Source organism: Ensifer sp. LC163 (assembly GCF_001695855.1).
In the GTDB taxonomy this organism is placed as follows: Bacteria; Pseudomonadota; Alphaproteobacteria; order Rhizobiales; family Rhizobiaceae; genus Ensifer.
In genome coordinates this window covers 194,189-217,375 of sequence record NZ_MBSS01000001.1, presented here as the reverse complement: position 1 = coordinate 217,375, position 23,187 = coordinate 194,189, and the positions used below count along the sequence as shown (strand labels likewise).

At 63.4% G+C, this 23,187-nt stretch carries 24 protein-coding genes; 12 read left to right on the top strand and 12 right to left on the bottom strand.

The features are described from left to right. Positions 1-11 precede the first annotated feature (11 nt). Positions 12-962, top strand: a complete 951-nt coding sequence (gene gcvA / locus BC360_RS01120) for a transcriptional regulator GcvA (protein WP_065793949.1) — start codon at positions 12-14, stop codon at positions 960-962. A gap of 194 nt (positions 963-1,156) precedes the next feature. On the opposite strand, the gene BC360_RS01115 is transcribed toward gcvA, so the two are convergent. From BC360_RS01115 to BC360_RS01100, 4 genes are all read right to left on the bottom strand, one after another. Then, positions 1,157-1,801 carry an outer membrane protein gene (locus tag BC360_RS01115; protein WP_065793948.1) on the bottom strand — a complete coding sequence of 215 codons (645 nt, stop codon included), beginning with the start codon at positions 1,799-1,801 and terminating at the stop codon, positions 1,157-1,159. A 324-nt stretch (positions 1,802-2,125) separates the two neighbouring features. Further along, a complete protein-coding gene (locus BC360_RS01110; protein ID WP_065793947.1) occupies positions 2,126-2,413 on the bottom strand; it encodes a GNAT family N-acetyltransferase in 288 nt (95 codons plus the stop codon). 8 nt (positions 2,414-2,421) lie between these two features. Then, positions 2,422-3,411, bottom strand: a complete 990-nt coding sequence (locus BC360_RS01105) for an aldo/keto reductase (RefSeq protein ID WP_065793946.1) — start codon at positions 3,409-3,411, stop codon at positions 2,422-2,424. An 88-nt stretch (positions 3,412-3,499) separates the two neighbouring features. Further along, positions 3,500-3,910 carry a cupin domain-containing protein gene (locus BC360_RS01100; protein ID WP_065786917.1) on the bottom strand — a complete coding sequence of 137 codons (411 nt, stop codon included), beginning with the start codon at positions 3,908-3,910 and terminating at the stop codon, positions 3,500-3,502. Between the two features lie 134 nt (positions 3,911-4,044). Between BC360_RS01100 and BC360_RS01095 the strand changes: the two genes are divergently transcribed. Next, a complete protein-coding gene (locus BC360_RS01095) occupies positions 4,045-4,950 on the top strand; it encodes a LysR family transcriptional regulator (RefSeq protein ID WP_065793945.1) in 906 nt (301 codons plus the stop codon). Positions 4,951-5,045: 95 nt separating this feature from the next. Here BC360_RS01095 and BC360_RS01090 read toward each other — a convergent pair whose 3' ends face one another. From BC360_RS01090 to BC360_RS01080, 3 genes are all read right to left on the bottom strand, one after another. Next, positions 5,046-5,735, bottom strand: a complete 690-nt coding sequence (locus tag BC360_RS01090) for an RES family NAD+ phosphorylase (RefSeq protein ID WP_083222375.1) — start codon at positions 5,733-5,735, stop codon at positions 5,046-5,048. After that, positions 5,732-6,136: an antitoxin Xre-like helix-turn-helix domain-containing protein gene (locus BC360_RS32605; protein WP_065793944.1), complete on the bottom strand. Its 405-nt coding sequence runs from the start codon at positions 6,134-6,136 to the stop codon at positions 5,732-5,734. Before BC360_RS32605 ends, BC360_RS01090 begins: the two co-directional genes overlap by 4 nt. 364 nt (positions 6,137-6,500) lie before the next feature. Then, positions 6,501-7,550, bottom strand: a complete 1,050-nt coding sequence (locus BC360_RS01080) for an aldo/keto reductase (RefSeq protein WP_065793943.1) — start codon at positions 7,548-7,550, stop codon at positions 6,501-6,503. 268 nt (positions 7,551-7,818) lie between these two features. On the opposite strand from BC360_RS01080, the gene BC360_RS01075 reads away from it, so the two are divergent. The 3 genes from BC360_RS01075 to BC360_RS01065 all read left to right on the top strand — a co-directional run bounded on the left by BC360_RS01075 (position 7,819) and on the right by BC360_RS01065 (position 10,669). After that, positions 7,819-8,628, top strand: coding sequence for a hypothetical protein (locus BC360_RS01075; RefSeq protein ID WP_065793942.1), 810 nt, complete (start codon positions 7,819-7,821; stop codon positions 8,626-8,628). Then, the gene (locus BC360_RS01070; protein WP_065793941.1) at positions 8,625-9,488 is read left to right on the top strand and encodes a hypothetical protein; all 864 of its coding nucleotides are present in this window, start codon (positions 8,625-8,627) and stop codon (positions 9,486-9,488) included. The genes BC360_RS01075 and BC360_RS01070 overlap by 4 nt, the downstream gene beginning before the upstream one ends. A 200-nt stretch (positions 9,489-9,688) precedes the next feature. Next, positions 9,689-10,669 (top strand): transporter, encoded by a 981-nt coding sequence (locus BC360_RS01065; RefSeq protein ID WP_065786923.1) that lies wholly within the window; start codon positions 9,689-9,691, stop codon positions 10,667-10,669. 32 nt (positions 10,670-10,701) lie between these two features. On the opposite strand, the gene BC360_RS01060 is transcribed toward BC360_RS01065, so the two are convergent. Beyond that, positions 10,702-11,385 carry a glutathione S-transferase family protein gene (locus tag BC360_RS01060; protein ID WP_065794237.1) on the bottom strand — a complete coding sequence of 228 codons (684 nt, stop codon included), beginning with the start codon at positions 11,383-11,385 and terminating at the stop codon, positions 10,702-10,704. A 274-nt stretch (positions 11,386-11,659) separates the two neighbouring features. Here BC360_RS01060 and BC360_RS01055 point away from each other — a divergent pair, with 274 nt between their 5' ends. Together BC360_RS01055 and BC360_RS01050 are read left to right on the top strand one after the other, a co-directional pair. After that, entirely contained in the window at positions 11,660-13,618 is a 1,959-nt protein-coding gene (locus BC360_RS01055; RefSeq protein WP_065786924.1) for an elongation factor G, read from the top strand. 161 nt (positions 13,619-13,779) lie between these two features. Next, a complete protein-coding gene (locus tag BC360_RS01050; protein WP_065787052.1) occupies positions 13,780-14,253 on the top strand; it encodes a VOC family protein in 474 nt (157 codons plus the stop codon). Positions 14,254-14,307: 54 nt separating this feature from the next. Here BC360_RS01050 and BC360_RS01045 read toward each other — a convergent pair whose 3' ends face one another. Then, on the bottom strand, positions 14,308-15,225 hold the full coding sequence (locus BC360_RS01045) for a LysR substrate-binding domain-containing protein (RefSeq protein ID WP_065793940.1): 918 nt from the start codon (positions 15,223-15,225) through the stop codon (positions 14,308-14,310). Between the two features lie 245 nt (positions 15,226-15,470). Here BC360_RS01045 and BC360_RS01040 point away from each other — a divergent pair, with 245 nt between their 5' ends. From BC360_RS01040 to BC360_RS01030, 3 genes are all read left to right on the top strand, one after another. After that, complete coding sequence (locus BC360_RS01040) at positions 15,471-16,265, top strand: transporter substrate-binding domain-containing protein (protein ID WP_065787053.1); 795 nt, start codon at positions 15,471-15,473, stop codon at positions 16,263-16,265. A 224-nt stretch (positions 16,266-16,489) separates the two neighbouring features. Continuing rightward, positions 16,490-18,028: a M81 family metallopeptidase gene (locus BC360_RS01035; RefSeq protein ID WP_065786926.1), complete on the top strand. Its 1,539-nt coding sequence runs from the start codon at positions 16,490-16,492 to the stop codon at positions 18,026-18,028. Between the two features lie 238 nt (positions 18,029-18,266). Further along, positions 18,267-18,917 (top strand): glutathione S-transferase family protein, encoded by a 651-nt coding sequence (locus tag BC360_RS01030; protein ID WP_065793939.1) that lies wholly within the window; start codon positions 18,267-18,269, stop codon positions 18,915-18,917. A gap of 56 nt (positions 18,918-18,973) precedes the next feature. Here BC360_RS01030 and BC360_RS01025 read toward each other — a convergent pair whose 3' ends face one another. Next, positions 18,974-19,462 carry a RidA family protein gene (locus tag BC360_RS01025; RefSeq protein ID WP_065793938.1) on the bottom strand — a complete coding sequence of 163 codons (489 nt, stop codon included), beginning with the start codon at positions 19,460-19,462 and terminating at the stop codon, positions 18,974-18,976. A gap of 303 nt (positions 19,463-19,765) precedes the next feature. Between BC360_RS01025 and BC360_RS01020 the strand changes: the two genes are divergently transcribed. Continuing rightward, positions 19,766-20,461, top strand: a complete 696-nt coding sequence (locus BC360_RS01020; RefSeq protein ID WP_065793937.1) for a TetR/AcrR family transcriptional regulator — start codon at positions 19,766-19,768, stop codon at positions 20,459-20,461. Between the two features lie 233 nt (positions 20,462-20,694). Here BC360_RS01020 and BC360_RS01015 read toward each other — a convergent pair whose 3' ends face one another. Together BC360_RS01015 and BC360_RS01010 are read right to left on the bottom strand one after the other, a co-directional pair. Then, positions 20,695-21,552, bottom strand: coding sequence for a sigma-70 family RNA polymerase sigma factor (locus BC360_RS01015; RefSeq protein WP_065793936.1), 858 nt, complete (start codon positions 21,550-21,552; stop codon positions 20,695-20,697). Continuing rightward, positions 21,552-22,022 carry a carboxymuconolactone decarboxylase family protein gene (locus tag BC360_RS01010; protein ID WP_065793935.1) on the bottom strand — a complete coding sequence of 157 codons (471 nt, stop codon included), beginning with the start codon at positions 22,020-22,022 and terminating at the stop codon, positions 21,552-21,554. The genes BC360_RS01015 and BC360_RS01010 overlap by 1 nt, the downstream gene beginning before the upstream one ends. 177 nt (positions 22,023-22,199) lie before the next feature. Between BC360_RS01010 and BC360_RS01005 the strand changes: the two genes are divergently transcribed. After that, a complete protein-coding gene (locus BC360_RS01005) occupies positions 22,200-23,180 on the top strand; it encodes an ABC transporter substrate-binding protein (RefSeq protein WP_065787054.1) in 981 nt (326 codons plus the stop codon). Positions 23,181-23,187: the final 7 nt, after the last annotated feature.

The following is a 23,187-nucleotide window of genomic DNA, read 5'->3' as shown; positions in this document are numbered from 1 at the left end:
CTTGAAGATATATGAGCCGGATGTTGCCGGGGACCCGCGCGCTGAGGACGTTCGAAGCCGCCGGGCGCCATCTGAATTTCACCCGCGCGGCCGACGAGGTGGGGCTGACGCCGGCGGCGGTCAGCTACCAGATCAAGGAAATCGAGGATCAGCTCGGCCTCGTGCTGTTCACCCGCACCAGCCGCAGCATCCAATTGACGCCGGCCGGTGCCGTGGTGTTCGAGGCGGCCGTCCGGGCGCTGGAAACGCTGCAGGGCGCCGTCGGCCGCGCGCGCAGGATGGCGCGCGGCGCCCGGCAGCTTCGCGTGTCGCTGAGCCCGCGTTTTGCCACCAACTGGCTCTTGCCGCGGCTGTCGCAATTCCGTGCGGCGAACCCGGCCATCGAGCTGACATTCGACATCAGCGACGAGGTCAGGGACTTCGATGCCGACGATGTCGATATCGCCATCCGCTTCGGCTCCGGCCGATATGCGCAGACGCGGTCGCAGCGCCTGTTCGAGGCGGTGATCGCACCGGTCTGCAGCCCGAAGCTGATCGCTGCCGGCGGCCAACCGAAGAGCCCACGCGATCTCTTCGGCCAGACGCTGTGTCATGTCGAATGCACCACCGAAGGCATGCTCTGGCCGAACTGGCGCATGTGGATGGCGGCCGCCGGCATCGACGATTTCGACGACAGCCGATGCGTCGCCTTTACCGACACGAGCCATGTGGTCGAAGCCGTGATCGACGGTGGTGCGGTCGGGCTTGTCGACCTGGCGATGATCAAGAACGAAATGGCGGAGGGCCGTCTGGTGCGGCTGTTCGACATCGGCGTCAGCGTTGCCGAAGACTATGCCTATCACCTCGTCTATCCCGAAAGTTCCAGCCAGGACCCACGGATCCTGGCCTTCTGCGACTGGATACTGGGGGAGGTGGGCGGGGCAGCAACATCGGCGGCACTGGCCCCCGTGGCGTCCGGCTGACGCTATTGCCTCGATAGGAGCTTCGCCGGGTCCTCTTCATTGCGCGGCTCGCAAACGAAAAAAACGCCGCGCCTCTTCGAGAGGCGCGGCGCTGTAGCGCTTTAAACTTGCTGCATAATTTGCTCCTTAAATCGATTCCGATTTAAGGAATTATGCAGTAGCCGAAGGCCGAAAGGGCTTTCGGTGGGGCAGGATCAGAACTTCACGCCGATACCGACGGTGAACTGGTGCTGGTCGAGGTCGACCTTGACGTCTTCGATCGTCTTGCTGCCGAAGTCGTTGTAGCGGTATTCGGCACGGCCGAAGATGTTGTTGGTGAAGGCGTAATCAACGCCGGCGCCAACGGTGTAGCCGCTGAAGGTGCGGTCGACGTCGCCGATGCCGGGGACTTCGACGTAGCCGCTCGTCGCGGTCCAGCCAGCGGTGGTGTAGAGCAGCGCGTTGTTGATGGCGTAACCGGCGCGTGCGCGAACCGAGCCGGCGAGATCGGTGCCGACCTTCACGTCGGTGCCGAAGATGTCGTATTTGTTGTCGTTCCAGTTGTAGGTCAGATCGCCTTCAGCGCCGATGACCCAATCGCCGAACTGGTAGTTGTAGCCGACGAAGCCCGAGATCAGGCCGCCGTTGAAGTCTTCGCTGACGCTTTCGCCGGGAACGCTGAACTTGCCATCCAGCCAGCCGCCGCCGCCCTGAACGCCGAGGTAGCCGCCGGTCCAGGTGAACGCTTCCACTGCCTGCGCTTCCGGAGCGGGTGCGACATCCGCGACGGCGTCGGCTGCGACGGCCGGTGCTGCGAGCGCTGCGAGGATTGCGGCTGAAAGGATAAGCTTATGCGACATGTCAATGCTCCGTAGAATTTGGCACCACTTATGCGGTGTCTGCTTCTATCAGGCAGTGGTCAGGGTTGCTGTCGCAAATTTGTCACAATATGCAACTTCAAGTTAAGGTATTTTTTCGTGTCGGCATTTCGCAGTGGTAAGGCTTTGTATCTATTCGTGTTTCAGTACGTTATAATTGCTTAATATTCCCTGATTTCAGGCGTGCGTCAAAATCCCGCATTGCCTGTCTATGTTTACTGTTGGTTGTGGCTGGTCGCTGCAGGGAGTCGCGGGCCTTTCAGGCCGGTCCCTGCGGCTACCGCCTGCTGCACAGGCTTTCACGGCTCAAAGATCGAGCCGCAGCACGGTTTCGCCGCCGATGATCTGGCCCGTCTCGCGAAAGCCGAAGCGCCGGTAGAGCGCATGGGCGCGGGTGTTGTCGGGATAGACGCCGAGATAGATCGCGTCGCATCCGGGGATGGTCGCCATCGTCTCGACGACGGCGGCGAGCGCCTTGCGGCCAAAACCCTTGCCCTGATTGCGGGCGTCGATCATCAGGCGGTAGATCCAGTGGTTGCCGTCGTCGGGATCGAGCGCGTACATGGCAAAGCCGACCGGCTGGCCGTGGGACACGCGCGAGGTCAGCGGCCGACGCGCGCCTGCAGGTGGGCCGGATAGCGGTCGCCTTCGATGGTGACCTTGGCGAGCGCTCCGTCGATTTCGCCGAGATCGTCTGTCGTCAGCTGCACCGCCGCAGCGCCGATGTTTTCCTCGAGCCGGTGCAGCTTGGTCGTGCCTGGGATCGGCACGATCCAGGGCTTTTGCGCCAGAAGCCAGGCGAGCGCGACCTGTGCCGACGTTGCCCCCTTGCGGGCGGCGATCTGGCCCAAGAGATCGACCAGCGCCTGGTTGGCCTTGCGCGCCTCGGGCGCAAAGCGCGGCACGACATTGCGGAAATCCTTGCTGTCGAAGGTGGTGTCGGCATTGATGGCGCCGGTCAGAAAGCCCTTGCCGAGCGGGCTGAAGGGCACGAAGCCGATGCCAAGCTCTTCGAGCAGCGGCAGGATCTCGGCCTCCGGTTCGCGCCACCACAGCGAATACTCGCTCTGCAGCGCTGCGACCGGCTGCACCGCATGGGCCTTGCGGATGGTCTGTGGGCCAGCCTCGGAAAGGCCGAAATGCCTGACCTTGCCTTCGTTGATCAGGTCCTTCACCGTGCCGGCGACGTCCTCGATCGGCACATTGGGGTCGACGCGATGTTGGTAGAAGAGATCGATCCCGTCGGTCTTCAGACGCTTCAGCGCCGCATCGGCGACCTTGCGGATCTGCTCCGGCCGGCTGTTCATGCCGCTCTGCCCGCCTTCAGCGTCGAAATCGAAGCCGAACTTGGTGGCGATCACCACCTCATTGCGCATGGGGGCGAGCGCCTCGCCGAGAAGCTCTTCGTTTCGGTAGGGGCCGTAGGCCTCGGCGGTGTCGAAGAAGGTGACGCCGCGCTCGAAGGCGGTGCGGATCAGGGCGATTGCTGCCTGCTTCTCCGTTGCCGGGCCGTAGCCATAGCTGAGGCCCATGCAGCCGAGGCCGAGGGCCGAGACTTCAAGGCCGCTTTTGCCGAGTGTGCGGTTTTCCATGGGGCTGTTCCTTGTCTCAAATGACGATGTTTCTGGGTAGAGGTGGCCCGTGGAGCCGGGTCGGCGAGGGCGCTGCAATGGCGGGCGATCAGCCGGCCCTGGCTTCCGCCCGGTAGTCCGCATCGCTGACCTTCTCCATCCAGTCGACGACCTTGCCGTCGAGGGCTTCGGCGATCGCGATATGGGTCATGGCGGCGGACGGTGAGGCGCCATGCCAGTGTTTCTCGCCGGGCGAGAACCAGACGATGTCGCCCGGGCGGATTTCCTCCACCGGGCCGCCTTCGCGCTGGGCGCGACCGAGGCCGGAAACGACGATCAACGTCTGGCCGAGCGGATGGGTGTGCCAGGCGGTGCGGGCGCCAGGCTCGAAGGTGACGGTGGCGCCGCCGACGCGCGCCGGCGCGGTGCCGCTAAAGGGGGCATCGATGCGCACGGTGCCGGTGAAATAGTCGGCCGGTCCCTTGGCCGAGGCGTCAGAGCCGCTTCGTTTGATGTTCATGGCGTCGATCCTTTGCAAATGGCGGTCAATGTTGCCGGCCTGAAGTGGTCGCGGTTGTCTCAGGCAAGTTAGTGCATGGGATTGATCAGGATTAGGTGGTAAATCTCGCAAGAGGTTATGAGAGGAATTCATGAATGCCGCGCCAACCGATCAACGACCTCATCGCGTTCCTTGCCGTAGCAAGGGAACGCAGCTTTACGAAGGCGGCAGCACAGCTCGGGGTTTCACAGTCGGCGCTGAGCCACACGATCCGCGGGCTTGAGGCGCGGCTGGGCCTGAGGCTTTTGACGCGCACGACGCGCAGCGTGTCGCCGACCGAGGCTGGCGAGCGGCTGCTGGTGTCGATCGGCCCGCGCCTGGACGAGATCGACCGGGAACTGGCCGCCCTCAGCGAATTTCGCGACAAGCCGGCGGGCACGATCCGCATCACCGCCGGCGAGCATGCGGCCGATCGCATCCTCTGGCCGGCGCTGGAGCGGCTGCTGTCTGATTATCCGGATATCCATGTCGAGGTGATCGTCGATTACGGCCTGACCGACATCGTCTCGGCGCGTTACGATGCCGGCCTGCGTCTCGGCGAACAGGTGGCCAAGGACATGATCGCCGTGCGCATCGGGCCGGACATGCGCATGGCGGTGGTCGGCGCGCCATCCTACTTCGCCACGCGGAAAATACCGCGAACGCCGCAGGAACTGACGGAGCACAATTGCATCAACCTGCGCCTGCCGACCCATGGCGGCATCTATGCCTGGGAGTTCGAGAAGGACGGGCGCGAGGTGAAGGTCCGCGTCGAAGGCCAGCTCGTCTTCAACAATATCGCGCTCAGGCTGAGCGCGGCGCTTTGCGGGCTGGGGCTCGCCTATCTGCCCGAGGATGTCGTCGCGCCCTATCTCGCCTCAGGCCAGCTGGTGCAGGTTCTGGAAGACTGGTGCCCGCCTTTTGCCGGCTACCACCTCTATTACCCGAGCCGCCGCCAGACGTCGCCCGCCTTCGCGCTGGTGGCCGACGCGCTGCGGTATCGTGGTCCGCGACACAGATGATGCCAGCGAAGGTTCCCGGCCTCTCCACTGTCCCTCATTTTTCGAGCCTGCCGCTTCGCGCCAAATTCTGCGTCCGCAGCACCGCCATGGGGCGTTCAGCTTTCACTGAGAATCGTCGGTTCGGGCGAGCCCGTCCACTCGAAGGTGATGGTGCGGCCCTGGCGGATGTTCTGGATGACGGCGGGGCGGAAGACGGCGATGCACTCGCCGGAGGGGTGGCGGGCGGAAGGGTAGATCAGGCCGTTGCCGCCGCCGGAGAAGATGGTGGCGGCGAGCGCCTGGCCGGCGGGGTAGGCAAGGGCGGGATCCGGGCCGAGATAGGCAGGGCCTGTTTCGCCGCGCACATCGTGAAAACGGCAGGTGAAGCCGGCGATCAGTTCGCGATAGGCGCCGATATCGTGGAAGATGCCGGCATCCGCCAGCGCCCTTGTGCGGTGATAGACGATCTCGGCCTGGCAGGTTTCAAGCGCGTTGTCGCCGAAGGCGCAGTACCAGGCGCCGCGGTCCTCGTTGTTGAAGCGGTTGCCAGGCGGGCGGGCGTGGCAGAATGCGGCGTTGATCAGCGACCAGCCGTAGCCGAAGCTATCGTTCAGGAGTTCGGCCGGGTTGACGCCGGCGGGCAGCGCCAGCGGGCTCAACCGCGCCGACGTCAGCGCCTCCAGCCGGTTGAGGATCTCGATGTCGTCCTCGTCGTCGCAGAGCGGCTTGACGGCCGGCTCGTCGATATAGGCGGTCGAAATCAGCCGGATGGTGGCCGGATCGGTAAAATCGATCTCGGCGATCATAGGCCGCCGCGCAGGCCGTCGAGATAGCGCCGCACCTTCATCATCGCCGGGATGCCGCCCTCGATCATCACGTCGACCGGCGACTGGCCGTCAAACACCGGCCCGCTATTGACCGCCTTCGGCCACTGGTAGGTCAGCGGTCCGTTGAAATAGAGGCGCAGGCCCTTGAAGATGCCGACGATCAGGCTGGCACGCATGCGCTTGTCCTGGTCGAGCCTGCCCTTGAAATCACCCGCCTTCATTCGGTTCCAGGTGGCGATCGGCACGTCGAAGAGCTGCGATGCCTCCCTGTTGGTCAGCTTCCACAGGTCGCAGGCCTTCACCACCGCCTTGATGATCACGGCTTCCTCATGTCTTGCCGTGTCGCGGTCGGGGGCAAGAGCCGGCTGGGCGCTTGGCATGATAGTCTCCTATGAATTCTTTCTGCGTATCATATGATATAAAATGGGCGTGTTTGGCGGGAAGTCAAGGGGCGTCTGCGTTTCTGGGCGGGCTGTTTCGCAGCCAAAGTGCGTGCCTCTGCCCCTCACCCTAACCCTCTCCCCGCAGGCGGGGAGAGGGGACGCGCGCAACGGCTCGGTTGCCATCTGGCTTGCTGTCAGTGGGCATGACGACCAAGAACGGTGTTAGGGAACGAGCGAGTGCCGCGGGGTTTCCTTCTCCCCGCGAGGGGGGAGAAGGTGGTCGGCAGGCCGGATGAGGGGCCGCCGCAAGCGCTGTACGGTGAGCTGACGCTTCAGGCGGCTGCCGATCCTTCAAACCCCTTCAAACATGCGGCCCGAGCAGCGACAGGTCGGCCTCGCCGAGCCGGTCCCTGGCGCTGCGCAGCTGGTGCCAATAGGGATAGAGCACCGGCGGCAGGCTGACGGCGTCGAGCAGTTCGCACTCCTCGTCCGTCAGTTTGAGGTTGGCCGCGGCAAGATTGTCGCGGAACTGTTCTTCCCGGCGGCCGCCGATGATCACCGAAGTCACGCCCTTGCGGTCGATCAGCCAGGCGAGCGCTACCTGTGCCGGCGAGACGCCGCGCTCGCCGGCGATCGCCACCAGCATGTCGACGATCGTCCACAGCCGTTCCTCGTCGCGGATCGGCGGTTCGTTCCAGCCGGCAAGCTGGCGGGTGCCATCCGGCGTCTGGTCGCGCCGGTGCTTGCCGGAGAGCAGGCCGCCGGCAAGCGGGCTCCAGACGAGCACGCCAAGACCCTGGTCGATACTGATCGGCAGCAGTTCGTATTCGGCCTCGCGCGCTTCCAGCGTGTAATGGATCTGCTGGCTGACGAAGCGTTGGCGCCGCTCGAGCGCGCTGATGCCGAGCGCCTTCATGATGTGCCAGCCGGAATAGTTGGAGCAGCCGATGTAGCGCACCTTGCCGTGGCGCACGAGCGTGTCGAGCGCCTCCATCGTTTCTTCCAGCGGCGTCTGGCCGTCCCATTCATGCACCTGGTAGAGATCGATGACGTCGGTTTTCAGCCGCCTGAGGCTCGCCTCGCAGGCGGTAATCAGGTGATGGCGGGAGAGCCCGCCGTCATTCGGCCCCGGACCCATGCTGAAGCGGGCCTTGGTGGCGACCAGCACGCCGTTCTTGCGCTTGCCGGCGAGGATCTTGCCGATGATCTCCTCCGAGCCGCCGGTGGAATAGATGTCGGCGGTGTCGATCAGGTTGACGCCGGCGTCGAGGCACATGTCGACATAAAGGCGCGCCTCGTCGAGGCCGACATTGCCGACCTGCGCGAACTTGCCGCCGCCGCCGATCGTCATCGTTCCCATGGTGATCGTCGAGATTTTCAGGCCTGATCGGCCGAGCAACCGGTATTCCATCTGGCTATCCTCATTCCCTGGTGTCAGGCCCTTGCCGTTGAAAACAAACTAGGGGCGCAGGAAGGCTGAGCAAGGTGGTGATGCAGATGACGCGCCTCGCGCCCGTGGTCGCGTCAACTTTCTTTGGGAGGAGGGGCTTTGGGACGGGGGCTTGGGGCGGGGGGCAAGCGGCGCGTATCGCGCCACAATGCTACTTACAATAGATGCATCGCCCGATTGAGCAGTGCCTTGTATAATGGTGGGCGGAGTGGCGTTGGAAGGGCGGGCAATGAGCAATCACTATTGTCTCGGCCGGATCGATTTCGGCGTGGGCAGTTCGGCCTTCTGGTGCCTCGATAGGCCCGGAACACTCGTCGTTTTCCTGCACGGCTTTACCGGTGCCGCGGAGGCAACCTGGCACAACGCCAGTGCCTACATCCGGCGGGATGCGCTTTTTTCCGCCGCAGACGTTCTCTTCCTCGGCTATGACAGCGTGCGCAGCCGGGCGCGGGTGATCAGCCGCTCGGTGCTCGATCTGTTTCGCAGGCTGCTGGCCGAGCCGGCCGAATTTTCCAATCGCTACATCTATTATGGCCCCAAGCGCGAGCCTTTCCTCTACGATCGGGTCGTCGTCGTGGCGCATTCGCCCGGTGGCGCGATCATGCGGCAGGTGGCGCTGGATCTGGCGCGGGCCGCCGACGCCTATGCGGATCACATCCAGCTCCTGCTCTATGCGCCCGCCCACAAGGGATCCAACGCGCTGCACAACGCGGGCGGGGTGATGCAGGGGCACGGGATCCTGGCGGCGCTCAGATGCGGCCTGCTCTACAAGGCGCCGATCCTGGAAGACCTTCGGCCGAAATCGGAATTCATAAGGGATGTCGAGGCCGGCACGTTGGCGCGGCTGACGCGGGGACGACTGCGATGCCTTGTCGCGACCAAGATCACGATCGGCCAGTATGAAAACATCGTCGAACCCGGCGATTTTGCACAGGATCCGCCGTTCTATACGGTGGATCGTCGCAACCATACGGACGTCTGCAAGAGCGACGCCGGCTATCGCAGGGTGCTCGACGACATCGAGGAGTGCCTGCGATGAGCGACGTGTCCGGAACGCGTCTCTCCCTCGAACCGTTTGCCGGCTTCGAGCACAATTGCTTCGAGCGGCGCGATCTTCGCCTTTACAATGTGCCTGTTGTCGGCGCCGGCTATCTGCTGGCGCGCTGGGTCGCGTCCCGCCAGGTGCGGCTCACCTGGCTCGCCTATCTCCAGGCGTCCATGCTGCGCCATGAATATCTGGCAAGCCGCGGCGAGATCGAGCGTGATGCGCCGGACGCCGGCGTCGTGCGCCTGGCGGGCGAGGAAGCTGCACGCGGCTCGCCGATGGCGCCTTCTACCGTGCGGTTGGCGCTCATCCTCACCAGGCGCTCGATGCCCTATTTCAATGTCGACCACGAACTGGACGGGCTTGGCCCGCTCGATGACACGGAATGGACCGACCTGATCGACATGGCGTTCCGCATCGATATCTTCCTGTGCTCGCGGCCGCGCTTTTCCGAGACGATGCGCGCGCTGCCGCGCTATCCCCATGCGGATCTCGGGGCCGACGGCTACCTCTTCCTCGTCAATTTTCTGTCGATCCTGGGCTTGCGCTCCGAGCTCGGCGCCGGTTCGCGGGGCTACCTGCAGCGCAAGATCAACGTGGTGCTGCATTCGCTGGGGCTGAATGTCGATGCGCTTCGGGCCGATCTCTACCGGGTACAGGACGAGATCGGCCGCCGCGATATACCCTCCTCGCGCGTGGGGCTGGAGCCGATCGATGTCAGCATAGCGCTGTTTGAAACCGAACTTCAGGCCGCCTGGGAGCTGGCACGCGCGCTCGAGGTTCTGCAACTGGCGAAGGCGAGGGACAGCGGCCCGCAAGGCAGCGGACAGGCGGAGCCGCAGCCGCAATTCTAGATGTGCGGCGCCTGACAGCGGGCAGCGGTTTCGCGACGATGGCAAGCAAGGGGTGCACGAAACGGCTCCCGCATAGCGTGCTACCGGTGCGGAGCGCGCGATCCGACGGAGGCAAGGATCGCATCTCGCTCCCCCGTCTTGGGGGTAGTTAGCACACGTTAAAGTGATATATCCTCGTCCCGGTGAAAGAGGGGAATCACATGAGATCTGCTGCACGTCTTCTTGCAACTGTCGGCCTTGGCGCCGGGATATTTTCATCGGCACTGCTTGGCCCCCAAGCGGCGCAGGCGGCGGAGAACGGTGCCGGTTTCTATCTTCTCGGCGCGCGCGGCCCGATGGCCGGCCTCTTGGCACCCCCGGGCACCTATATCCAGAACGACACCTATTTCTACTTTGGCGAGCTTGGCGGCAGCCGCCAGCTGCCGGTCGGCGGCCAGGTGATCGCCGAGGTCGAGGGGCGGATCATTGCGGATTTCGTCACCGGGCTTTGGGTCCTTCCCGAGGAGGTGATGGGCGGCAATCTCGGCTTCACCGCTGTCGTGCCCTTCGGCGGCCCCAACGTGGATGCGTCGGTTTCGCTGCCGGGCGGGCTTAGCCGCGGCGTCGAGGATTCGATCTTCACCATCGGCGACCCGATTGTCGGCGCTTCGCTCGGCTGGCACGAGGGCGACTTCCACTGGTCGACCAACCTCATCGTCAACGTGCCGATCGGCGACTACCAGAAGGGCGAGATCGCCAATCTGTCGTTCAATCGCTGGGGGGCGGACCTCACCTTTGCCGGAACCTGGTTCAACCCGGAAACAGGCATCGACCTCTCGGGAGCGGCAGGTTTCACCTTCAACGGCGAGAACCCGGCGACGGACTACCGCACCGGTACCGAATTCCACACGGAATGGGCGCTCTCCAAGCAGTTCACGCCGCAATTCTCCGCCGGTATCGTTGGCTACTTCTACCAGCAGGTGACAGGCGACAGCGGCTCGGGCGCGCGGCTCGGCGATTTCAAGGGCCGGGTGGCGGCGCTCGGCGGCACCGTCGGCTACAACTTCAAGATGGGCGAAACGCCGGTTTCGCTGCGGCTGAAGGTTTATCAGGAATTTGCGGCGAAGAACCGCATGGAAGGCACGGCCGGTTTCGTCACGCTCGCCTTCCCGATAGGCACCCCGCCGAAGCAGGTCGAGTAAGCTCGCCTTGCACCGCGTTTACCGGGGCTCTCTCAGGCCCCGGCGAGAAACCGCGCCGGCATGAGATCCCTATAGGGAAACATGTGGAAATAGGGCCGCGCCTCGGCCAGCACACGGTTCATCGACGGGCGCTCGAGCAGCCGTTCGAAATAGGCCGAAAGATGCGGATGCCCGTCGGCAAAAGGCTCGACAATTCCGGCATAGAAGAGAGCGGGGGCCGCGGCGCAATCGGCAAGGGTGAAGGCGGCGCCACCGGCAAACGCGTTGGTGGCGAAATGCCGGTCGGCCATGCCGTAGGCGACGCCAAGCGTGGCGCGGGCGTCGGCCACTCCACGATGGTCGTTCTCGCCGGTGGCACGCAGCGTGTCGGTGACAATCTTCTGCATCGGCGTATGGATGTAGAGATCGAAGAAGCGATCCCAGAGCCTCACCTGCAGCGCCTCCTGCGCATTCGCCGGAATGAGCGGGCGAGCGCCGGGATAGTGGCGATCGAGATATTCGATGATGATGGAGGTTTCCGGCAGGGTGACATCGCGGGCGCTATCGCGCAGCACCGGCATCTTGCCGACCGGCCAGAGCTCCGCGAAGCGGGCCGCCTCCTCGGGGTCCAGAAGATCGACCAGGCTTATTTCGAAAGGCGTGCCGTTCTCATAAAGCGCGATCAGCACCTTGTGACAGAACGAGGCGAGCGGATGCAGATAAAGGGTGAGCGACATGCGGACGATCTCCGATGTTGACGTTTCCGGCGCGCGTGGCGTCTGGCAGCTGCGCGCAACGACCATAGGTCGGGTTTCACCCCTGGGTTATTGCAAAACTGATGCTGTTTTGCAATCGGTTTGTGAGCCGGTGCGAACGCCGTCCGACCCATTTTGAAGCGCGGCAGGTGGCCCGTTTTTGCGCAAGGCCATTGAAAGCACAAAAGATGCCCTAGAATTAATAGGAGGCAGGGCGTCGAAACGCGCGGCGCTCCGCGACAGGGGAGGATCGCCGATGCGCTGCTTCACGGTAGTTGGGCCTTCGCAGACCGGAAAATCCACGCTGGTGGAAAAACTGGCTGCGCTCGGGGAAAGCTCGAGAAAGGCCACGTCACCTTACGGATTGAACATCACCGAATTCGAGATCGGCAAGGAAACCTGGTGTGCGCTCGACACGCCCGGCGGCACCGAGGCGCTCGCCCATGCGCAGCACGCGCTTCTGGCAAGCGACGCCTGCGTGCTCTGTGTCTCGCCGGCACCGGAGGAGGCGGTGCTGGCGGCGCCCTATCTCAAGGTGATCGAGGCATCGGGCACGCCCTGTGTCATCTTCGTCAACCGGATGGACGAGCCGCGCGGGCGATTGAGGGATGTTATCGCCGCGCTGCAGGATTATTCCAGCCACATGCTGATCCTGCGCCAGGTGCCGATCCGCGAGGGCGACACGATCGTCGGCAGCTGCGACCTGATTTCCGAGCGCGCCTGGCGCTATCGCGAGGGCCAGACCTCGGCGCTGATCGAGATCCCGGATACGGCGCTGGAGCAAGAGAAGGAAGCGCGTGCCGAGCTGCTCGAACACCTCTCGGAATTCGACGACTGGCTGCTCGAAGAGCTGATCGAGGACCGCGAGCCGGGCAGCGACACGATCTATGCCATTTCCTCGCGGCTTCTCAGGGAAAACCGGATCATTCCGGTGCTCGTCGGGGCGGCGAGCCACAGCAACGGCATCCTGCGCCTGATGAAGGCGCTGCGGCACGAGGCGCCACCGGTCGACACGTTGCGAAAAAGGCTGGGCGAGGCGGGCCAGATTGCCGAGGCGAGCCTTGCTGCTGTCAGCTTTCACGCCTATCACCGCCAGAATGTCGGCAAGACCGTGCTGGTGCGCGCGCTTTCGAACGGCATCAAGCAGGGAGCGGCGCTCGGCGGCGGCGGCCTCGGCTCGGTGCAGGACCCGGCGACCGGAAAACCGTTTGCGACAGCCGCGCCGGAACCCGGCGCCATCTTTGCCGCCGTCAAATCCGACCACTTGCCGGTGCCGGCCCTTTTGACCGCTACTGCCGCGTCCGAGGCGCCGGACTGGACGGCGCCGCCGACGCCGATGCTGGAACGCATCCTGGTGCCTGATAGCGAGCGCGACGAGACAAAGCTTTCCGGCACGCTTGCCAAACTGGCCGAGACCGACCGCAGCCTGAAGGTCATGCAGGAGGAGGGCACGGGTGCTCAGCTGATCTGCGTGCAGGGGCCGGTGCATCTGCGCGATCTGTGCAAGACGCTGGCGGATGTCTTCCATGTCGGCGTCACCGACAAGCCGCCGAGCCCGACCTATCGCGAGACGGTGCTGAAACCGTCCGACGTGCATTACCGCCACCGCAAGCAGACGGGTGGCGCCGGGCAGTTTGCCGACGTCAAGCTGAGCGTGCATCCCAACGAGCGCGGCGGCGGCTTCAGCTTCAAAGAGACGGTGAAGGGCGGCGCGGTGCCGCGCAACTTCATCCCGGCGATCGAGGCGGGCGCGCGCGAGGCGATGGAGAAGGGGCCGCTTGGCTTTCAGGTGATCGATGTCGGCGTGACGCTGACGGATGGCCAGCACCATGCGGTCGACAGCTCCGAATTCGCCTTCCGCGCCGCCGCCAAGATGGGCGTGCGCCAGGCGCTGTCGCAGGCGTCAGCGGTGCTGATGCAGCCGGTGGTGCGCGTCGAGATCCATATCCCGTCGATCTATTCGGGCAGCCTGGTGCCCGTCGTCTCGACCTTCAAGGGGCAGGTGCTCGGCTTCGACCGTGATGAAGCCGCCAAGGGCTGGGACGTTTTTCGCGCGCTGGTGCCAGGGGCTGCACTCGACGAACTGGCGCGGGCGTTGCGCTCGGCAACGCAGGGGATCGGCTATTTCTCCAAGAGCTTCGACCATTTCGAGGAGCTTTACGGCAAGGAGGCCGAGGCGGTGATCCACGCCCATGGCGCGGCGCAGGCGGGATAGGCGCTCAGGGGGAGGGCATTCGCCAGAGCGCGGCATTGTGCAGCAAATGCGACAAGGGCCGCTTGCGGCCTTTCCCCGCCAAACGGCTTGCAGGCACCGGACAGTGACGGTCGCCCCTATCTCAAAGGGAAATGGAAAACGAACAGCGAGAGGACGACGCGATGGCAAAGAATACGATCTGTCTTTGGTACGACAAGGACGCCGAGGAGGCCGCCAACTTCTACGCCCGGACCTTTCCCGACAGCGCCGTGGGTGCGGTCATTCGTGCGCCTGGAGACTATCCTTCCGGCAAGGAGGGAGACGTCCTGGTTGTCGAGTTCACGGTTGCCGGGGTTGCCTGTATCGGCCTGAACGGCGGCACTGCGTTCACACACAACGAGGCCTTCTCCTTCCAGATCGCAACGGACAATCAGGAAGAAACCGACCGCTACTGGAACGCCATCGTCGGCAACGGCGGCCAGGAAAGTGAATGCGGCTGGTGCAAGGACAAGTGGGGCCTGTCCTGGCAGATCACACCGCGCGTGCTGACCGAGGCGCTTGCGGCGGGCGGCGATCAGGCAAAGCGTGCTTTCGACGCGATGATGACCATGAGGAAGATCGATGTAACCGCGATCGAAGCGGCCCGGCGCGGTTGAGACATCCGGCCGTCGCGAAAGCTCACGGGTGCATAGTCATGGTCATGCCGCACCTCAGCCCCCGGTGCGGGCCGAAGCAATCTCGGCATAGCGACGCTGGCGCTCGTCGATCTCCTGCAGCAGCCAGTTAAGAAAGCTCTTCGTCACTGGCTTGCTGCGAAACAGCTCTTCCTGGCAGACGAACTGGTAGGTCTCTGTCGGTTCGTAATAGTGGTCGTGCACCAGGCAGATCTGCCCGGTTCTAAGCTCGTATTCGACCATGGTGCGGTCGACGAGGGCCACACCCTGGCCTTCCTTCACCGCTTCGAGGATGATGTGCTGGTCGTCGAAGATCAGGTCCTGGCGGCTGGGCGAAAGCCTGAGGCCGGAGGAGGCGATCCAGCTTTGCCATTCCGACAGGCCGCGATAGTGCAGCCGGTTGCCTGAAAGAAGATCGCGCTTGTCGTTGCTTCCCTCCCAATCGGCGCGGCCGCAGACCGGCACCAGGCGTTCGCGCAGCAGCCGCTGCGAAAACCGCGCCGGCGGCGGATGCAGGCAATAGTCGATGATGACGTCGGCGGTGCCGGAGGCGGGCGTGTTGGTTTCGAGATGGGAGAGGTGGATCTGCAGGCCGGGATTTTCGGCCAGGAACTGCGAGATGCGCGGCGCGATCAGCTTCATCGAGAAGAACGGTCCGACCTTCACCCGCAGGATCTTCCGGGTGTTGCGCGGGCGGATGTGCTGGACGACGCCTTCGAGATCGTCGAAGGCGCGGTTGCAGGAGGCAAAGAGCAGGGCGCCTTCGGGCGTCAGTTCGACGCCATGCTGCTTCCGGACGAAGACGCTGAGGCCGAGATTGTCTTCAAGGATCCTGATCTGGTGGCTGATGGCGCCCTGGCCGATGCACAGCTCGTTTGCCGCCGCCGTCAGGCTGCCATTGCGCGCCGCCGCCTCGAAGGCACGGAGGGATTTGAGACTCGGCAGATCGCGCATGGGCTTCTCCGGAAGGGGCTTTCCGGGCAGCATATATGAATTTTTTGGATGGCCGGGATTAATTCTTTGACATTGCGAAGCGCTGTGGCATCCCCCATTGTCGGTGAATAATAAAGCGAAAACGCAACGACGATCGGTAATAAATTCAGGGAATAGCGAGCGAAATCCGCATTGGGCGCAACCCGATGCGCGGCATCGCGCGCGATATTCCGGGAGGCGCCGAGAAGAACGACAAAGGGAACGATATGAAAAAGAAGTTCATGAGCGCGGCAGCACTTTTCTTCGCCTGCACGATATCAGGCCCCAGCCTTGCGGCGGACAAGTTGGCGATCGGCACGGAAGGCGATTATGCGCCCTTCAACTATGTGACGGCGAGCGGCGAGATCAAAGGTTTCGACTACGATATCGGCCAGGCGGTCTGCGCCGAGATCAAGGTGGAATGCGTGTGGAGCACCAACGAGTGGTCCGGCATCATTCCAGCGCTTCAGGCCAAGAAATTCGACGTGATGATCGCCTCGATGGCGATCAACGAGGACCGCAAGAAGGAAGTCGACTTCACCAAGCCCTATTATTTCAACGCCATGCGCTTTATCGCCCGCAAGGACCTCGGCCTGACGGAGGTTTCGCCCGAGGCGCTGAAGGGCAAGGTGATCGGCACGCAGTCCGGTTCGGTGGCGGTCGAAGCGCTGCAGGAATTCTTTCCCGACAGCGAGGTAAAACTCTATCCGACGCTGAGCGAAGTGTTCCTCGACATGGCCAACGGCCGCCTCGACCTCATCCTGGAGGGGCAGATGGCGCTGACCGACTGGCTGGCCAAGGACGACAGCGGCTGCTGCGATTTCGTCGGCGACAGCTTCATCCTCGACACCGCGCAGGGCAATGCCATGGCGGTGCGCAAGGGCAACGAAGAGCTGCTGGCCAAGCTCAATTCCGGGCTAGAGGCGATCATGGCCAACGGCACCTACGAGACGATCCGCAAGCAGTATTTCGACTTCGACATCATGGCCCGGCCGACGAGCACGACTGAATATTTTCGTTAGAGCGTTTCCGGTTTGGATCGAGTCGAAGAGACGTTCTAACGCTTTGGTTTCACGCATTTTCTGACGGAAAACCGCTTCGCACTTTTCCTGAAAAGGCTCTAAGCGACGGGCACCTGCCTGATCGCAAGGCGAGCGCCGGGGTGTTCGCGCTTCCCCGGCGCTCGATTGGTCTTCGCGAGACCCTCGTTTCAGAATGCCCAGTCCAAAAAATGAAAGTGCATGCGATGAGCTTCAAGGTCGCCGTTCTCGAGTTCAACCAGGAAACCAACACGTTCTCGAAGCTGAAGACCGGCTTTAAAGACTTTGAGATGTGCCACTACTTCAAGGGAGCGGCGATCGAGGACAATTGCCGCGGCACCAATTCGGAAATCGGCGGCTTCATCGACTGTTGCGATCGCTATGGCTGGGAGCCGGTCTATACGGCGGCGGCACGAGCCGAGCCCGGCGGCCGGGTCGACGAGGCGACGCGCCTGCGCTTCGTCGCGGATGTGACGGCGGCGCTCGATGGGAAAAAGCTCGATGGCGTCTTCATCGTCTTTCACGGCGCCATGTGCACGGAGACCGCCGACGACGCGCAGATCCAGCTGCTTGAGACGGTGAGGGGTATCGTCGGGCCGAACCTGCCGATTGCAGCCACCTTCGACCTGCATGCCAACTCCGCGCCGGAGATGGTGGCACTGCTCGACATTGCCGTATCGTTCCGCACCTATCCCCATGTCGACATGGCCGAATGCGCCCTGAAAGCCGGGGCGCTGCTGGAGGCGGCGATGCGCAACGAGATTTTGCCCGCCATCGCCATTCGGCAGCCGCCGATGATCAATGGCTGCAACGACGGCCGCACGACCCACGCCTGCGCCATGACCGAGCTGCTGGAGATTGCCGATGCGATCGCCGGACAAGACGGCATTCTCGCGACCTCGATCAATGCCGGTTTTTACGACGCCGATATCCACAACACCGGGCCTTCGGCGGTGATCTGCTACGACAAGGCGCGGGTTGCCGATGCCGAGGCGATCGCCCATGCGGAACGGCTCTGCGGCGAGATCTGGCAGCAGCGCGAGCATCAGGACCAGCAATTGCCGCTCATCGCGCTGCCGGGCGCGATTGCCGAACACCTCGCGGCCAAGCGCAAGGCCGGGCCGCTGGTGATTGCCGATTTCTCCGACAATCCCGGCTGCGGCGCCTATAGCGATTCCACCTGCCTGCTCTCGGGCCTGCTGCAGGCGGGGGTCAGCAACGCCGCTTTCGGGGCGATGTGCGACCCGGCTGTCGTGGCCGAGCTGATCGAGGCGGGCCTTGGCGCCGAGCGCGAGGTGACGCTCGGCTGCAAGATCGACCCCGCGGTCGGCGGCGGGCCGATCCGGGTCAAGGGCACGGTACAGGCGATCTCCGACGGTCGGATCATCTTCGAAGGGCCGATGTTCCAGGGCCTGCCGGCGTCGCTGGGCTCAAGCGTGCGCTTTCATGTCGCCGGCATCGACATCCTGATTTCGAGCGAGCGGCAGCAACTGCTCGACCAGAACCTGTTTCGCGCCGTCGGCATCGAGCCGGCCCATTACGACATCGTCGTCGTCAAGTCGCAGCAGCATTTCCGCGCCGCCTTCGGCCCGATCGCCTCCGCTATCATCGAGGTCGACGCCGATGGCCTGAGCACCGCCAATATCGGCGCGCGCACCTACAGGCGCGTGCGCCGGCCGATCTATCCGCTGGACCGGGAGGCGGAGATTGTGACGGCGGTCGCCTCCGCGGATGTCCTGGCGTGACGGCGTGATTGCCGGGCGGCCTGCTGTCGGCGGCATGGGGCGATGTCTGCGTCGACCCCTCCTGCACCAAGCGGACCAGGCGCTGACGTGTTGACCGGCGGCGAAAGCCGACGCTCAGCAGCAGGGACGCATCCTTTGAGCCGTGCTTAAACTGATCGCGAGGATTATCTTGAGCATGGGGTGTCGGAATCTCGTTTAGCCAATCGTCTTCAAGACAGGCAAGCTATGGAGAACAGTGATGACGATTACAATTACCGCCTTTGAACGGTCACCCGATCGCGGCAAGGGTCTGGGGCGTGACATGCGCGTCCGCTGGGCGTTCGAAGAAGTGGGCCAGCCTTACGACGTTCGTCTTGTTTCGTTCAAAGCGATGAAGCAACCCGCGCATCTCGCGCTTCAGCCTTTCGGCCAGATTCCCACCTATGAAGAAGGCGATCTCGCTTTGTTCGAGTCGGGGGCAATCGTGTTCCATATCGCCGAGCACTATCCGGGCCTGCTGCCCGACGATGCGAATGCCCGGGCGCGCGCGATCACCTGGATGTTTGCCGCGCTCAACACGATGGAGCCGCCAATCGTTGATCGCGAAATCGCCAGATACCTGGAGGGCGACAAGCCCTGGTACGAGGAGCGCAAGTCCCTCGTCGAGGAGCGCATCCGCAAGCGGCTGGACGACCTTTCCGGTCGACTTGGCGATGCCGACTGGCTGGACGGCGAGTTCAGCGCCGGTGACCTGCTTATGGTGACGGTGCTGCGCAGACTGGAAGGTTCGGGCATACTGAAAGACTATCCGAACCTTTCCGCCTATATCGCCCGCGGCGAAGCGCGGCCCGCCTACCGGCGTGCTTTCGACGCTCAGTTGGCGGTTTTCACCGCCGCAGCCTCCGGCTGACAAAGGCCCGCCCATGTTGGCCCGACGACACTCCCCTTATGTACCCGTCGGCGCCACTATTTCAGAATGACGACGGCTTCGACCTCGAAGAGCATGGGGTCAATTGCAAGCTTGGGGACAGGAATCAGAGTCTGTGCCGGTAGCGCCTCGCCGAACATTTCCTTGACGTTCCTGGTCAACACCTCAAGCTTGGACATATCGTGATCGACCACGAAGACCGTGAGCTTGGCGACCTGATCGGGCCTTGCACCGAGCGCATCGAGGGCGGTGCGCAAATTTGCGTAGGCCTGCTTAACCTGGACGGCGAAGTCGGGCGACAAGGCTCCAGTGCTGTCCTGGCCGCCCTGTCCGGAGATGTAGGCCAGCCGGGCTTCGCGGGGCACAATCACCGCCGTGCTGTAGCCATTCGGCGTCGGGTCGTAGAGGTTTTGCGGATTGACGATGGTCAGCTTGAGATCATTCTCATTCGCTGTCGTCGCAGTGGGAACTCCCATGGTCATGATGATTAGCCCTCCGATAAGCAGATGCTTGATTGCGCGTGACATGATTTTCTCTACAGCGCCGCGCGTCTTATCAGACGCGCGAAGGTCGCTGTAGCACTTTGAATTTCTGCATGTTTTTGTCCTTCAAGCGGCTACGATTGAAGGACAAAAAAATGCAGTAGGCGCTGAGGACCGCGAGCAACGTACCCTCGCGGCCGGCAGGATTGAACTTTAACGAATTGCGTATACGATTGACTCGTACGCTGTACGACTACATTGCATCGTACAGCGTACGAGTCAATCGGTCAGGATCGACATTCCACGCATGTCCGCTTAAATCGACGTTCTGATCAGCAAGGAAGACGGATGGCAGCCAAACGCAGCGGCGCTCAGAGCAAACGGTCTCAACGGACAGGTGCGGCACCCCAGTCCGCGCAGGAACCGCGCAGTGAACCCCCTCTCTCTCTGGAACGGATCGTGGCGACCGCGGTAGAACTGCTGGACGCCGAAGGGGTCGACGGATTGAAGATGCGTCGGCTGGCCGACCGCCTCGGCGCGGGCGCGATGAGCCTGTATTGGCACGTCGACAACAAGGAGGAGGTCTTTGATCTGGCGCTCGACTCGGTGCTCGAATATCGCGGACCGCCGGACATCGTTCAGTCTCAAGACTGGCGCGGGGAAGTCGTTCATATGCTCGAGGACTGGCGCGCCAGCATGCTGCGCCATCCCTGGTCGGCATCGCTGTTGCCGCGCCGGGCGCTCGGCCCGAACATCCTTCTTCGCCTGGAACTGCTGAGCAAGACCTTGTCGAGAGCTGGTGTCGCGGACGCAGATTTGAACGTCGCGATATGGTCGCTGTGGAACTATGTGATCGGCGCTACCGCCACCCGGGCGAGCTTCGACCTCTCGGACGAGGACAGGGCCGCCGGGCAGCAGCGCCTTACACGTCTCAGCGAACGCTACCCGACGATTGAACGCTCTCGTCTGCTGCTGGATAACGATTGGGACGGCGTTTTCAGGAAAGGCCTCGACTTCCTGCTTGATGGCCTCACTCCGAGATAATGAACGCGCGCCATTTTCCGGGCGACACGGTGCCGCAACACCTCGCCATTCCGTGCTGGCGCATGTTTCCTTGGTTGTAGTCGCACGCAATTGCGGATGGGCAACCCCTTCGTACTGTCCTTGGAAATACGCTAGATCATTTCATTGGTTCATTGAAACGGCGAAAGGATCTAACTCTTTGAAGTTACACAATTCCTGGCGGAGAACCGTTTCACATTTTCCTGGAATTGCATCTAGTGCAGATGCCCCAGCTTGTCGGGATTGCGCACGATATAGATCGCCACGACCTTGCCGTCCTCGATCTCGAGCGCGGTCGACTGAAGCTCGCCGTCGGCCTCGCGGGTGACGAAGCCGGGCAGGCCGTTGATGAAACCGGCGCGCACGAGCGTCGAGCCGTGTTTGCGGAAGAGCGCAGCCAACTGTTCGTGCACCTTGATGACGGCGTCGAAGCCGAGGATCGGTTGCATCGCCGCGGAGCGCTTGCCGCCGCCGTCGGCGTGGATGCTGACATCGGAGGCCAGCATGGCGCCGAGCGCCTTCAGGTCGCCGCTGCGCGAGGCGGTGAAGAAGGCTTCGGCAAGTTCGACGCCGCGCGCCTGTTCGACGTGGAAGCGGGGCCGCGCCTCGCGAACATGGGTGCGGGCGCGGGCCGCCAGTTGCCGGCAGGCGGCCGGATCACGCTCGATCGTCGCGGCGACTTCCTCGAAGCTGAGGCCGAAGACGTCATGCAGCAAAAAGGCGGCACGCTCGAGCGGCGACAGGCGCTCCAGGGCGAGCATCAGCGGCAGGGTGACGTCCTCTTCCGGCTCCTCCTCGACGACGGGATCGGGCAGCCAGGGGCCGACATAGGTCTCGCGCTGGCGCCGCGCCGATTTCAACTGATCGAGGCAGAGCCGGGTGACGGTGCGGCGCAGGAAGGCTTCGGGTTCGCGCACCGCGGAGCGGTCGGCCCCCATCCAGCGGATGAAGGCCTCCTGCACCATGTCCTCGGCGTCGGCGACCGAGCCGAGCATGCGATAGGCAACGCGCATCAGCTTCGGACGCAGCGGGTCGAAGCCCGCCGCTGCGTCTTCCTTCGCGTTGCCCGCCATCAGGCGGCTGCCTCGGCGACAGCCTTTGCCGTTGCCGGCTCGATCCACAGGCCGAAGCCGACGGCGAGGCGGTTCCAGCCGTTGATGACGTTGATCATGAGCGTGAGCTTCACCTGTTCCTCCTCGGTGAACTGGTCCTCCAGCGCCTGGCGGGCGCTTTCATGGGTATGGCCTTCCGACAGCCGAGTCAGGGCCTCGGTCCAGCCTAGCGCGGCGCGCTCGCGTTCGGAATAGCACGGCGCCTCACGCCAGGCCGAAAGCAGGTAGATGCGCTGCTCGGTCTCGCCCTTTGCGCGCGCTTCCTGCGTATGCATGTTGATGCAGTTGGCGCAGGCGTTGATCTGCGAGGCGCGGATCTTGACGAGCTCGATGAGATCAGGCTCCAGGCTAGCAGCGATGGTCATCGAGACGCTGGTCCAGCTCTTCATCAGTTGCGGGGCAGCGGCGAAAAGGTCGATCTTGGCAGTCATGGTTCCGTTTCCTTTCGTTGGTTCCGACAACATGACGAGACAGGATCGGCCGCTGTGACATGGGGGTCGATTTTTTTTAAATGAGGGGCGTGGCTCCAGGCGGTCCTGTCCACCTGTCACACCCCTGTAAAACATCCGCACTAAGCCTCGGCGCCATCTTGAACCGAGGATATGCCGATGAAATCGTTTGTTTCCGTCGTTGCCGGTGCACTTGTCGCCTCACTGCTTTCCACCGCCGCCTTTGCCGAAAACCTGGTGCTTTACACCAGCCAGCCGAACGAGGATGCGCAGGCGACGGTCGACGCTTTCAAGGCGGCCAATCCCGGTGTCGAAGTGGAGTGGGTGCGCGAAGGCACGACGAAGCTGATGGCCAAGCTGATGGCCGAGATCGAGGCCGGCAACCCGGTTGCCGACGTGCTTCTGATCGCCGACACGGTGACGATGCAGCGCCTGAAGGAAGCCGGCCAGCTGCTCGCCTACAAGTCGCCGGAGGCGGCCAATTATGACGCCTCACTCTATGATGCCGACGGTGCCTATTACTCCACCAAGATGATCACCACCGGCATCATCTACAACACCTCGGCTTCGACGAAGCCCGAGGGCTGGCAGGATCTCGCTAAGGCCGACGCCAAGGGCCTGGTGACGATGCCGAGCCCGCTGACCTCGGGTGCTGCCCTCATCCACGCGCAGACCCTTGCCGGCATCGACGGCCTCGGCTGGGACTATTACAAGGCGCTGGCCGAAAACGGCGCGACGGCTGCCGGCGGCAACGGCGGCGTGCTCAAGGCCGTCGCCACCGGCGAGAAGGCCTACGGCATGATCGTCGACTTCATGGCGATCCGCGAGAAGGTCAAGGGCGCGCCGGTCGAGTTCGTCTTCCCGGCGGAAGGCGTTTCCGCCGTCACCGAGCCGGTCGGCATCCTGAAGACCGCCAAGAACGCGGACGCGGCCAAGAAATTCGTCGACTTCCTGATCTCTGAGGAGGGACAGGAGACCGCGGTGAAGATGGGCTATATCCCGGCACGCAACGGCGTGGCGCTGCCCGAGGGCTACCCGGCGCGCGAGACGATCAAGGTGCTGCCGATCAATGCTGCGGTAGCGGTGAAGAATTCCGACGCCGACCTCAAGACCTTCTCCGGCATCTTCGGCACGAACTGATCGCCTG